This window comes from Bacillus cereus group sp. N21, from assembly GCF_016483395.1.
GTDB lineage: Bacteria > Bacillota > Bacilli > Bacillales > Bacillaceae_G > Bacillus_A > Bacillus_A pseudomycoides.
The window spans coordinates 90,788-104,283 of the sequence record NZ_JAEHBX010000015.1; the positions used below are offsets into that span (position 1 = coordinate 90,788).

Below are 13,496 nucleotides of genomic sequence, written 5' to 3' on the forward strand. Positions count from 1 at the left end.
TCTAAAAGAATCGCCATAGCAATTATTATTTCGATATAACTATTATGAGTGTATGCAATTATGCATACACTCTTTTCACAAAGCAGATTTCCTTACTTTAAAACTTTTTCTCCCTTACAGAAAACAATTCATTTTCTCTTTTTATAAAAAAGAAAATGAATTAATCATCCTCCTGATAAAAACATTCCCTTTCTGCTCTTTTATTCATAGGTAGTAAGTCCCATCTATATCCTATATTCATTATCTAAAAGCGAGCGCTCACTAGCACCAATTAAATGGTAAAGTTTACTGAGAAATCCTATTCTATTTCTATTTTTTGATTAGCAAAGTACACTACAAACTACCACAGTGTCTACATTTATTACGCCTCCGATAATAGTAAGCTATCGTAGCGCCAAACAGAGCCACTCCCCAAATTGGCCATAATAACTCTGGACCTTCCAATGCCCATCCCCTATGATCTAGGCCCCCTTTATTAATAAAACCTCGGATGTACATCAAACCAGCTGAAGTAACCATAATGGAAACCAGTGAAGCCGGGATAATCGCTAATGAAAGAGGTACACGCTTACCAGCAACAAATGGAAACCAACGCGGAAAATTTTCTCCCCATCGCTGAATAAGCCCTAGCGTAAGAATTGCCCCTCCAAGCGCTACGGTTGCCAAAGACGCACCCATTAACCAAATTCCAGGTGAATCACGTTCAAAAGAATCAAGTAATTCTTTAGTCGTTCCTAGTGGAATGCCTATCGCCCAACACCATCTTGTTATGGAATAACAGATGGGAATTATAATAGCAATGTAAGTGCACCATTTCCCCCAAGATGCTGCTGAGGATTGTGATGTCCATTTAGAAGGATTACTATTTCGGCCACAATACGGACAAGCATTTCGTGTTTGGCGTTGGTAGGCTAAAGCAGTAGCAATCCATAGAAAGGATCCAAGCATACTAATATATTGATTTATAACCGTCCCATACATCATGTGTTCAAAAAAATTAGCTTCAGATGGAAAATCAAATGGCGCTCCAACCAGAAAGACAATTCCATACGCCGCAGTCGCCAAAATACGGTAATCGATAACTGCAAATAATAGAATTGCTACTAACATATACACAAACGTGAGCAACATCATTCGGAAAAGTCCCTTGCCCCAGCCAAGAATCATCAGGACAGCTACAATGACTCCCATTAATCCAAATCCAACCATCATAGGTGCACCGATCTCAGGCCTCAAACCAGCTAGCATTGAGTACTCAGAATGTGGATCCCCTATCCCAAGTGGAAAACCTTTTCCTCCCAACGCCCAATACAAACCTAATATGAAATACATAAACGACCACGCACCTGCAACATACCCAATCCATTTTGGCCATAGCGATAACCGCTCAACAATATGAATTCCGGTTTCACTTGTTTTCTTTATCTTTAACATCTCGAAAACCACCCCTTCTATTAGAAAGTTCAAATGCTAAAACTTTCCGCAAAATCCACACTGGCCTTTCCTTCTTTGATAATAAGCAAGAGTTGCCACTCCTAATGCTATTCCCCATGGAAGCCAAAATAGTGAAGGCCCTAATTCTCCCCAATTTCCAGCATTGATGGAACCATCCAATATTTTCAAAATGATAATCGGACTTATTTTTAATCCCGCAAGAGTGATAAGAACAGATGCACATGTCGCTGGTATCACCGCGAACCAAATAGGAACACGTCTTCCAGCCAAATAAAGGCACCAACGAGGAAAATTTTCTCCCCATTTTTGGATAAGTCCCAATGTAAGAATAGCACCGCATATTGGTAATCCCCCAAGTACGACCTCTATCAAACGTTCCGTAAATGATTGATTGCTAATTAATGTTGCTGCTGCATCACTCACTCCCAATGGAATCTCTGCAGCCCACGCTAAGCGGACAATGCCATAAGGAAGTGCCATAACGATAGCAATGTAGGTTGCATATTTCCCAAAACTGTTTCCGGCAATTGAGTTATCCTGAGTCTCCTTTTGGCGCCCGCAATTCACACATGCTTCCCGGCTCCGCCGCTGATAAGCCAAGGCTGTGGCTCCCCACAAAAATCCTCCTACCATACATAGAAGTTGATTTATTACAGACCAATCAATGAGTTGAAAGTGTAGCATGAATGAATAAGCGAAATTCTGTAATACCCGGACATCAGGAATCACAAACACTAGAGTCATACACATTATCCATGCGAAAATGAGCAGGACTGCACGTGGAATCATTTCCCCCCACATTCGGATTGTAGCCAATGCAGCGATTGCTCCAATCCCTCCAATGCAAGCGATTGTCACTCCTCCCACATCTGATTGTATGTTTGCTAAAAATGATCCCATCATAACCCCTCTTGAATCATTTTCACCAAAAGGAAATCCTGCGCCTCCTAAAGCCCAATAAAGCCCCAAAATCCCATACAAGAAAGACCAGATTGCAGCTATATAAGCAACCCATCTATGCCAATCTGACAGCAGTTTATTTTGATTCCTCTTCCTATCTTTCAATGTGTATTCTGAGTTATTCTCAGTCGACTGTCGTATATGATTTAATTTAAAAACCATAGTCTCCAACTCCTTAGTGGATAGTGATGAGTAAGTTCATACTATAATAGGAGAAACAATTTGAAACGAATCCACGGACCTGTTTATAAACAGGTCTAAAGATCCGTTTATAAACAGGAGTTTACATGATTAAGGCTTTAGGCCCACTTCTTGTAAATGTCGCTAGAAAACAAAAACCCAATTCCATGTAAAGGAATTAGGTTGAGAACTTTCTAGATATAAATTAATAATCGCTTTCCTGATTCGGACGCATAAACCCTTGTTCCCATGCAAAAACAGCAGCTTTCGTACGATCAAGCATATGAAGCTTACTTAAAATGTTACTAACATGGCCTTTCACTGTCTTTTCACTAATGAAAAGACTTTCAGCAATTTCAGCATTCGTGAGCCCCCTAGCAATCAATCGTAATACTTCCAATTCTCGTTCACTTAGCTCGGAAAATGGATCGGGAGATGCCTGTTTCGTAGCGCGAATCTCATTAACAACCCGTGCAGCCACCCGTGGATGCATAATGGATTCGCCTTGTACGCCTCTCCTTACCGTTTCAACCAATTGATTAGGCTCAATGTCTTTAAGCACATATGATATTGCCCCTGCACGTAACGCTGGAAAAATGTACTCGTCCTCATGATAAGAAGTCAACACAATCACTTGAGAACGAGGACTAACTTGTTTAATCATTCGTATCGCCTCTACACCATTGATACCCGGCATCACTAAATCCATGAGTACGATATCTGGCACAAGCTCAGCAGCTAGGTCCGTAGCATTCTCACCATTCTCTGCTTCTCCAACCACGTGAAAGTCAGGTTGAATTGTGAACAGAGTATTCAATCCTTGTCTTACAATTGCATGATCATCAACAATTAAAATCGAAATCGGATCTTCCTTCTCCATTTTCTGTCACCTCTTCTAAATAACCATTGGCATTCGGATTGTTATCTTCCCGAATGTCTGCTTGTTTACATTGAACGGTAATTTTCACACCTTTCTCTATCCCGCTTTGGATATCGATATTCCCTTTTAACGCATGAATCCGTTCACGCATAGAGGACAAACCTACTCCTTGTCGAGCTCCCCTTTTCATATCAAACCCACAACCATTATCATGAATAGAAAGAGTTACAACTTCTTCGCACTCTAGATGAATCATTACCATATTTGCTTGACTGTGGCGTGCAACATTATTCAGTGCCTCCTGTGTGATGCGAAAAAATGTTTCTTCAATAATGGGGGATACTTGTTGCTGTCCACTTGTCTCCAAATTAACCATGATACCCGTTTGTTCTTGCCACATCCCCGCATAGTCTTTTAATGCATGTGCCAAATTCTTGCCCTCAAGTGCGACAGGACATAATTCCCGAATTAATGCACTTAACTCCCGCTGCGTTTGATGTAACAAGTTTTCTGTCTTTAACAAATGGTCTTTAGCGGTATCATCATCTTTTCCAATAAGAGATTTACTAGTATTCAACCAGATGGATATAGCAAACAGTTGCTGCTTAATACTATCATGTAGCTCACGAGCTAATCGATTGCGTTCCTCAAGTGTCGCTAAATCTTGCCGCACTCTAAGTAAGGTACGTAATTGTTTCGCCATTTGATTCAACTTATATGCCAACTGCCCTAATTCATCCTTTGAAGGATCATGTACAAATGTTGTGAAATCTCCTTGACTCCATTGATCTGTAGAGTTTAATATCTTTTGAATACGACGAACGAGACTTCGAGAGGTGATAATTCCAAAAGTAATACCAACAATTGCTGCACCAATAAAGAAATCCAAAAAACTGAAAAGTAGCCTTCCAAAAATCGAACAAAGAAAAATGTATGTTTTCTGCTTTAACTACTAATACCCCAAGAACATCTTTCTCATTAGATAACGGAGCAACAATATATAAAACCCCACCTTTATGATAGCTATATGTTTTTAACTTACGTGCTTCGGATGGTTTCAGTGACAGAGCTGTATATATATTTCGATAAACTTTCGCAGGGAACTCTGTTTTAAAATCAATAAACTGAGGCACATTCTCTCCAGCACTTGCAAGTAATTTCCCATTTGGATCAGTCACCACAGAAAATCCATCGAATTCAGTCCCTACTTCTATGGGCCAATCTTCTAATGCCTTCTTCAGTTGATTTTGATTAATCAATGGTCCATTAAAATTAGAAGATATATTTTGGGCCTGTATGCTTATCTGTTGTTCAAACATTTGGTCCGCATTATATTTCACTAGACTAAGTGAAATAAGAAAGCCTACCACTTCAAGGGTTAATAGAACACCAATGGTTGTTAATACATAAAATAAAGTCAGTTTCCACTGCAAGCGGCGGAAATGCCGGACAAAACGAGACAAAAATTTCATGTTTTTCCCTTCCTAATTGAAAGTATAGTGACCACCGTATTGTTCAATTCCCACTAAAATCTACTCCCTACTATAAAATATGTATTGAAATTTAACATTCCTCCCCCCAAGAAGCTTCTTTATATCATTTATTCTAAATTTAATTTTTCTTGATAAATTAGAAATTTCCTAGCGTATCCTTAAAATTATTTGTGCACGAATATATCCTCTCCTTGCTCTTCTGTAAATCAGATCCTTTTCCGTCTTATCATTCACTCTATTTTAACAACTTCTTAAAAAGATAGATTGGTATGGAGAAACAGATATAAACTCCCCCCTTCTACTTAATGACGAATGTGGATGTGGAACATGCACTTTTGTAATAATATTCTTAAAGAAAAAATCAAAAACTATATATCTTTATTGCCTTAATAGTAGTAAATATATTCATAAAATGTAGATAATCATTTTAAAAACCAGGGTCGTTCAAAGAATTGGTGAAAGTAAATGGATAGGAATTTTAACAAGGTTAGAAAGAATAACTTTTGGAGTGGTAAAAAGTTTCGAAATACCAAATTTAACATAAGGATTGGATACACAAAGATAAGATATAAAACCTATTTGTATAAAAAGGTAGCTCTACATAAGTAAAGCTACCTTAGAAATTGCTTGTTCTATAATCTTTATTTTTTCAAATGATACGGTACAGTTGTAATAACTACATTTCTCTTATAAAGCAAGAATGCACGAATCAATAAGCTAGACTGGTTATGAAGAATATTGTGCCAGCCTTTCTTAGGAATAAATTGCGGTATTACTACAGTAACCCGATAATTTGATTCGCTCGCTTTATATTGAACTGTATCAATAAATTTGGTTAGCGGCTGAATAATACTTCTGTAATGAGAGTATAGTGTCACCAGTCTAACCTCAGGCTGCCATTTCTTCCATTTTTCTTCAAACTTCTTCTCATCTTCTCTTTCAAAAGAAACGTAAACAGCTATGACCTGATCTGGTGAAAGGGATTTAGCATAATTTAATGAATTCTCTACTACATGAGTCATCCCAGCAACAGGAACAATTATGACATTCCCTTCAATCGGCACAATTGGTTCACAAGTTTTAAGACTTAATTGATCACCTACCGCTTCATAATGCTTTCTAATTCGATGAAAAACAATAATAATGACAGGTAAGAAAATTAAGACTGTCCAAACTTGTGAAAACTTAGTTAAAAAGAACATGCTCATAACTATAAAACTAATAATAGCACCCGTTAAATTAATCGTTAATTTTAAAATCCATCCTTGAGGCTTTTCACGAATCCATTTTACTACCATTCCAGACTGGGACAACGTAAATGGAATAAACACGCCTACTGCATAAAGTGGAATGAGATGTTCCGTTTGCCCTTGGAAAGCAATAATTAAAAGAATTGAAGCAATTCCAAGTATGATAATTCCATTTGAATACCCTAATCGGTCTCCTCTAACTGTAAACATTCTAGGTATAAACTTATCTTTTGCAAGATTAACTGCTAGTAAAGGAAAAGCAGAATAACCAGTATTAGCAGCAAGTATTAATATCAACGCTGTTGTTCCTTGAATAAAGAAATACATGAAGTTCCGTCCAAATGTTTCTTCGGCAATTTGTGAAACAACTGTTACCTCTTCACTTGGAGTAATACCATAATAGTAAGCTAAATATACGATTCCTGAAAATAACACTGCAAGTAAGGAGCCCATCGCAAGTAACGTTTTAGCAGCATTTTTAGGAGCCGGATCTTTAAAGTTTGGAATCGCATTGGAAATGGCTTCAACACCTGTCAAAGCAGAACTACCTGATGCAAATGCTTTTAAAAGTAAAAACAAACTAATCCCTGCTACTGGTGTACCAATTGGTGTATGCAAATTAGGTGAGACTTCACCTGTTACAATGTTGTATATACCTACACCGATTAATATAAATAACGCTAAAACAAATAAATAAACGGGATAAGCTAAAATAGAAGCTGATTCCGTTACTCCTCTTAAGTTCAAAATTGTAATAAATAATACAAAGATAATAGCAATAATTACATTATGAGCATGTAAGCTAGGAAAAGCAGATGTAATAGCATCTGTACCTGCAGATACACTTACTGCCACCGTTAAAATGTAGTCTACTAATAAGGAACCTCCGGCTATTAATCCTGGATTAACACCTAAATTTTCTTTTGATACTACATATGCTCCCCCGCCATGAGGATAGGCAAAAATAATTTGTCTATAAGACAAAATTAGAGCTGTTAGCAAAACTAAGACTCCTATTGCGATTGGAATAGAATACCAAAATGCTAACGCCCCCACTGTAGATAGAGCAATCAATATTTGCTCCGGACCATAGGCAACCGATGATAATGCGTCAGAAGATAGAATCGCTAACGCTTTCGTTTTATTAAGCTTTTGCTCTCCTAATTCGGTTGATTTTAAGGGTCTTCCAATTAAAAACCTCTTTATAGTTGAAACCACTGCTGTCCACTCTCCAATAACTTTGTACGTACATTTCTCTTTTAGTCAAATTAATACGCTATTTTTCAGAAAACAAAAAATGTCTACAAGTCATAACAAATAGACTTGTAGACATTAATTTTTTTGTCGCACAAGCTCCACCTTCCTTCTCATATAACGCTTACGAGGTTAGCTGTCGGATTCGGGCCTGTGAGTAGCCCTACCTCTTTTGCAAGGATTCACCCCTTGGATTATGTATCAATCCATAAAAACGGTTCCCCCGTACCATCAGGTTTCAGCGATTTAGAAATTCGAAACTGTCGATTATCATACTCCCTTATTTAGAAAAAGTAAACAAAAACTTTTAAACAATGGCTTAAATTTTTAGAAATAGAAAAATTGTGATGATTATATAGGGTATTACTTCGTGAATGAATATAATGCATCATATAAAATTAGCTTTTGAAGTTTTTGCACCACAATCAAATTATTTATATATACGCTATCTATTAATGAATAGACTTCACCTTTTTTCAACTACAGTATACATATATCTAGACCCATCGATTACTTCTATCAGTTCCCCTATTAATACTCTTATTGTTCGAAATATTAAATCTAAAACCCGTTTTATTTGTAGGATTTCCTTACTTTTTGTCGAATATATTCAATGGGAGGAGGAATATTACATGATTTTCAAAGGATTCTTCATTAATCTATCTATTTTTGCTTTCCTAGTTAGCTCAGCTATATTCATTCGAGTGTTGATTTTGAATATTAATTCTAAATTAAACCGGCTATACGGAGGAGTAGTTGCCGGTATCATAGCTGCTATTCTGATGGTCTTTAATTTTAAGCACATGGGATTGTTTTATGATCTCCGAATGGCTCCTCTTATAATTTCGTACATTTATTTTGGTCGTACGGCCGGTTGGATTACAATAACATTTATTATAATTATGCGCATTTTCTATCTTGGTGGTAATTGGGGACCATCTTTGATTGTTTCTTTAGGAATAGCTACTATATATACTATTTTTGAAACTTATCTCAAGAAGCTTCATCCCTTTAAGAGAGTCTTTCTCTATCTAGCTGTTTATATAGCTATGATCCATTTGGTATTCGGATTCTTTTTTCCTTCTATACCTCTTATACTTTTTGACATTCAAGGTACATTATTTATATCTTCTGGACTATTGATCTGTATTTTTCTTATGGAGTCCTATCAAAAATTATATTGTTTAACACAAAATTTAACTAAAGCGAATGAAACATTACTAGAATCCAAGCAAGAATTAAGGGATACCGTACATGAATTGCAAGGAGGTATTTTTAAATTTAAAAAAGTAAATGGAAATTTTATTCATACTATGTGTGATGGGCAGTTATTTTATCAACATGGGTTTCACTCAGAACAAGTGGTAGGAAGAAGTTTACTTACCATAGATTCTTCCATTATTTCATTTCATTTACTTCCTCGACTACTAAAATATTATCAACAGGCATGGGATGGTGAAGAAGTCAGTTTCGAACTGCCATGGCCCAATGATGAGACTATTATACTTTTCTCTCTTAGGCCTGTTAAACGAGAAGGAACAGTTATTGAGGTAGTTGGTTCTACTGTTGATATAACGAAAAGAAAAAATGCGGAAGATGAACTAAAGGTGACGAAAGATCGGCTGGAATCATTTATTAATCATAACGTAGATGCTATCACTATATTTGATTTAGATGGACATATGATACAAGCCAATAAAGCTTATGAAAAGATATTTGGATGGTCAGAAAAAGAAATCTTGGGAAAAAAATTACCTTGCATACCTGATTTTTTAATGAATGAAACTTTAGAATTTATAAAAAATATTAAAAATACCAATATACAAGACCCTGTTATTACTAGGTTAGAAACAGTTAGACAAAGAAAAGATAAAACTCTAATTGATGTAAGCTTGACGGTTTCACCCATTCTAGATTTAAGGGGCAATGTAATTGCTTTATCAGGAATTTGTAGAGACATTTCTGAAAGGAAACAAGCAGAAAGAGAACTCCATCGATTACATCAACAATTAAAAGACAGTGAAATGAAATACCGTGCACTAATCGAACAAGCAACTGACGCAGTATATGTAGTAGAGCTGAATGAGGATCAATTTCCAACAGGATTTATAGAGGTAAATCCTGTTGGGTGTAAAAGATTTGGATATAGTAGAGAGAAGCTTCTCTCAATGCCATTTCCTAGTACCGTTCCGCCAGATTCTCCAATGGTCAAAAGAGTAATAAAAAAAATTAGAGAAGGGCAAACTTCTTTCACTTTGCAAGATGAATTTGTTTTTCCAACAGGAAAAACAATAACAACTGAGTTTGGTGTCCGTGTTTTTAACTTGAATGGCAAAAACGTTTTCTTGAGTATCTCTCGAGATATCACTGAGCGGTTAAAAACAGAGGAATTATTACGAAAATCAGAGAAACTTGCTGTAGTTGGTCAATTAGCCACTGCAATTGCCCATGAAATTAACAATCCTTTAACAGCAATGAAAGGATTCATGCATTTACTAAAATCATCGGAAAATAAGAAAAATGAACATTATATAGATATCGTGTTATCAGAGATTGAGCGAATAGAAAGTATTACAAATGAATTTATGGCACTAGCAAAGCCTCAGGCGTTAGAAATTAAAACAAATGATCTTAATGTATTAATGAAACAAGTTGTAATGATACTTCAGCCTCAAGCAATGATGAACAACATACAAATTACAACTGAGTTTACATCTGATACTTCATTCATCCTTTGTGAAGGAAATCAATTAAAGCAAGTTTTTATAAATATCTTAAAAAATGCGATTGAAGCGACAGCAATGGGAGGGGAAGTCTTGATTCAAATCGAATATATACCTGATAAAAACCAGGTAAACATTCGATTTACTGATTACGGATGTGGAATTGAAAAAGATCGTATACCTTACCTAGGAGAGCCATTTTATAGTATTAAAGAAGATGGTATCGGTTTAGGATTAATGATCTGTTATAAAATGATCGAAAAGCACCAAGGAAAGATACTTATTGAAAGTGAGGTAGGTAAAGGAACGACAATCAATGTAAATCTTCCTATATCTACTCTCGAAAACTAATATTCTTATTTATCTTTTTAGGTACCACCGTATCACCAGAAATTTAAAAATAAAAACATCTCAAAAGTAAAAAGTTTCTTTTCTATAGTTTAGAAGAAGAAATTTTTTACTTTTAAATATTATGGATAATTTAATTTTAAAAAATGAAGAACAATATCTATTAGAAGCTGATGATAGTGTAAAAATACCAGCAAATTCGAAACATAAATGGGAAAATTTTTAGATATGGTGGATTATTCCTAGAATCGTTGCCGTATCTTAATAAAGACATCCTTGTTGCACAGACAATTGGTATACCAAACATGATTGTAATACACAGATTGATCGAATGAACTTAATAGAAAGAGAGGGCCTTTCTGGTAAGAGCTCCTCTCTTTCTATTAAGTTGTGTCATGTGTAAGTTTATCATTTTAACCGAGAAGACTCCCTCCTCTAAACAAAGTGAAGGTGGGGGTAGTTCAATTCTTATTGATTCACGTACGTATCAAACCATAAATGGATATATCCATCTGTAATACGTTGCGCTTCTATTAAGCGTTTTCCTGTTACTGGTGTTACCTCAGCACGCCATTTATCAGCAGAGTCTTGTGACACAGCCGCTTTTATAAACCAACCTTTCGTTGAACTTTAAGGTGAGAGTCTTACTATCGGCGAATAGCGGGATAAAATATTGAATGTTCGTATACAATTACCTGATTTGTACTTTTTTATATCCACCTTCTTTTTCGAGACCATTCATTTTTAAATTCACATAATAAACCAATCTAAATATAAACGGAAACAACAAAGAGCCTACAAGGGATGGAATGAATATTTTATTAAAAAGTGAAGCGATCCCAAAAAGAATCACCGCAAAAAAGTAGCCTACAATTGCACTCCAATAAACAAAACGTGCAAATTTAATTTGGAACGTATCACCTTTTTTGCAAGGTTTACCGAACATAACTTGGACAAATTTAATCAATGCAATCACCTCTCCTTATGCTGTAGCTTGTTTCAAGAGACAACAAGCCAATTATATCTCATTTACAGTAACTCACTTGGAAATGTCTCCTCGAAAACCCGTCACACCAGCAGGTCTACGAATCTCTCTATAGACTGTTGGAATGTTCGCTTACAGCATCTCTTCATAAACTTTTAAATTTTGATAAACAATTTTTAACAATGGCGCATCTATATGAAATTGTTTTGCTAATTTTAACAAATATCCTTGTAAGTACTCCCCCTCGATAGGTGAATCTTTCTCCATATCCCGCTGCATAGAAGATTTCATATCATATGAAATCTTATCGATCGTCTTCATATGTTCGTCAACAATATTATCCTGAATTGGGGCTCCAGTTGCTTTCATAATCTGTGCTGCTTCTTCAAATAAATTCCGAATCAAGTCCCGTCCCCCATCACTTTCACGGATTGGTCCTATTGGTGCGCGCATTAGCGTAGTCACACCTGACATAACAGTAATAAATAAATATTTATGCCACATATCTTGCACGATATGATTACTCAAAACAAAACTTGCTTTTGTACCCTTTAATGCATCGGCAATCCCATATATTCGCTCTGCATGTAGATGTTTAATTTCCCTAAATACAAGTCGGTCAGCAGAGCTAGTTTGAACAACATCTCCCTCACCGTTTAATGTTGTTTCAATAAAACACAAACCTCCAATAACTTTATCCTCACCAAATACCCGTTGTAATACAGATAGATGGGCTATACCATCTAGTAGTGGTATAATAATTGTGTTCTCACCAACAAATGGCTTCAAATCGTTTATTGCTTCTTCTAAATGATAAGTTTTTGTTGAAAATAAAATTAAATCGAATGGATCTGCGGATTCAGTTTTTGTGATTAATTGTGGTATAAAGGAGAAATCTCCATTTATGCTACGAATAACAAGACCATTTTTCTCAAGCTGTTGTTTTCGTCCACTACGAACGAGAAAAGTAACGTCTTCCCCTTTTTCTACTAAACGGCCTCCAAAATACCCTCCGACTCCTCCAGCTCCTAGTACTAGAATACGCATATAGAACTCCCCTTTTCCAAACATGAAAATTTCACTTCCTTGTAGCATAACTATATTATACATCTGACTCATTAATTAAACAGAAGATTCAACTTTTTAATAAGGTTTTATTTTAAAATTATGTATTATAGACTTAGTAAAGACTTGTATAGTTAGAAAGGATGAGAAGAAATGCAATATCCAATGTTCTTATCTAAAAGATTAACAATACGCCCATTTGAATTAGATGATGCTCCGAGAGTTCAAGAATTAGCAGGCGATAAAGAGGTTGCGAAAACTACTACAATTATTCCTCACCCTTATCCAAATGGCTGGGCAGAAGAGTGGATTACCTCTACTCATACAGCTATGGATAAGGGGGACAGTTTTCACTTTGCAATGGTTAATGAGCAAAATATGCTCATCGGTTGTATTTACCTTTTTATTAACAAAAAACACAATAAAGGAGAACTAGGATACTGGCTGGGTAAATCATATTGGGGTAAAGGATACTGTACAGAAGCCGGTCAGGTCATCGTTACATATGCATTTGAAGAATTACAGCTAAATCGTATTTACGCCGATGCTTTTACTAAAAACCCAGCCTCTTCTAAAGTCATGCAAAAATTAGGATTGAAACTTGAGGGAACATTTAAACAAAGTTGTTTGTATTGGGGAGTGTATGAAGATACTGTTGTTTATGGTTTAACAAGATCTGATTATAACAAGAGTAAGTAGCTTCTCTTCTTTTTAGCGAATATCAATAATACGAAAGCTTTAGTTCTGCTTTCTAGATTTATGAAAGCAGAACTTTTTGATTCATTGCTTGTTAACTATGGAATCTAACTACTATTGAACTACCCCTACCTACCTCTACAAGAGCTTGAGGTGGGGGATTCTCCTGTCTCTGTCCTCACAAAAACAGTTCCTCTCGTTCAACAA

Annotated in this window: 10 protein-coding genes, 1 pseudogene and 1 riboswitch; of the genes and pseudogenes, 2 read left to right on the forward strand and 9 right to left on the reverse strand. The window is 35.9% G+C overall.

The window, feature by feature from the left end; all coding sequences use genetic code 11:
* Nucleotides 1–333 precede the first annotated feature (333 nt).
* The 6 genes from JDS96_RS11325 to JDS96_RS11345 all read right to left on the reverse strand — a co-directional run bounded on the left by JDS96_RS11325 (nucleotide 334) and on the right by JDS96_RS11345 (nucleotide 7,436).
* A complete protein-coding gene (locus JDS96_RS11325) occupies nucleotides 334–1,434 on the reverse strand; it encodes a hypothetical protein (protein ID WP_097787397.1) in 1,101 nt (366 codons plus the stop codon).
* Between the two features lie 36 nt (nucleotides 1,435–1,470).
* On the reverse strand, nucleotides 1,471–2,577 hold the full coding sequence (locus JDS96_RS11330; RefSeq protein ID WP_199666812.1) for a hypothetical protein: 1,107 nt from the start codon (nucleotides 2,575–2,577) through the stop codon (nucleotides 1,471–1,473).
* Between the two features lie 223 nt (nucleotides 2,578–2,800).
* Nucleotides 2,801–3,475, reverse strand: a complete 675-nt coding sequence (locus tag JDS96_RS11335) for a response regulator (protein ID WP_040119411.1) — start codon at nucleotides 3,473–3,475, stop codon at nucleotides 2,801–2,803.
* Nucleotides 3,438–4,340: a sensor histidine kinase gene (locus JDS96_RS32005; protein WP_307838175.1), complete on the reverse strand. Its 903-nt coding sequence runs from the start codon at nucleotides 4,338–4,340 to the stop codon at nucleotides 3,438–3,440. Before JDS96_RS32005 ends, JDS96_RS11335 begins: the two co-directional genes overlap by 38 nt.
* Complete coding sequence (locus JDS96_RS33015) at nucleotides 4,225–4,947, reverse strand: hypothetical protein (RefSeq protein WP_307838174.1); 723 nt, start codon at nucleotides 4,945–4,947, stop codon at nucleotides 4,225–4,227. Before JDS96_RS33015 ends, JDS96_RS32005 begins: the two co-directional genes overlap by 116 nt.
* A 662-nt stretch (nucleotides 4,948–5,609) precedes the next feature.
* Complete coding sequence (locus JDS96_RS11345) at nucleotides 5,610–7,436, reverse strand: APC family permease (protein ID WP_199666813.1); 1,827 nt, start codon at nucleotides 7,434–7,436, stop codon at nucleotides 5,610–5,612.
* Between the two features lie 141 nt (nucleotides 7,437–7,577).
* Nucleotides 7,578–7,726: riboswitch (cyclic di-AMP (ydaO/yuaA leader) on the reverse strand.
* Between the two features lie 378 nt (nucleotides 7,727–8,104).
* Here JDS96_RS11345 and JDS96_RS11350 point away from each other — a divergent pair.
* Nucleotides 8,105–10,546, forward strand: coding sequence for a PAS domain S-box protein (locus JDS96_RS11350; protein WP_018781408.1), 2,442 nt, complete (start codon nucleotides 8,105–8,107; stop codon nucleotides 10,544–10,546).
* Nucleotides 10,547–11,011: 465 nt separating this feature from the next.
* Here the strand turns inward: JDS96_RS11350 and JDS96_RS11355 are convergent.
* The 3 genes and pseudogenes from JDS96_RS11355 to JDS96_RS11365 form a co-directional block, all read right to left on the reverse strand.
* Nucleotides 11,012–11,170, reverse strand: a pseudogene (locus JDS96_RS11355) (phospholipase); the annotation flags it as partial.
* A gap of 64 nt (nucleotides 11,171–11,234) precedes the next feature.
* The gene (locus JDS96_RS11360; RefSeq protein WP_018765378.1) at nucleotides 11,235–11,510 is read right to left on the reverse strand and encodes a hypothetical protein; all 276 of its coding nucleotides are present in this window, start codon (nucleotides 11,508–11,510) and stop codon (nucleotides 11,235–11,237) included.
* A 150-nt stretch (nucleotides 11,511–11,660) separates the two neighbouring features.
* The gene (locus JDS96_RS11365) at nucleotides 11,661–12,575 is read right to left on the reverse strand and encodes a ketopantoate reductase family protein (RefSeq protein ID WP_199666815.1); all 915 of its coding nucleotides are present in this window, start codon (nucleotides 12,573–12,575) and stop codon (nucleotides 11,661–11,663) included.
* Between the two features lie 171 nt (nucleotides 12,576–12,746).
* On the opposite strand from JDS96_RS11365, the gene JDS96_RS11370 reads away from it, so the two are divergent.
* On the forward strand, nucleotides 12,747–13,292 hold the full coding sequence (locus JDS96_RS11370) for a GNAT family N-acetyltransferase (RefSeq protein WP_199666816.1): 546 nt from the start codon (nucleotides 12,747–12,749) through the stop codon (nucleotides 13,290–13,292).
* Nucleotides 13,293–13,496 lie beyond the last annotated feature (204 nt).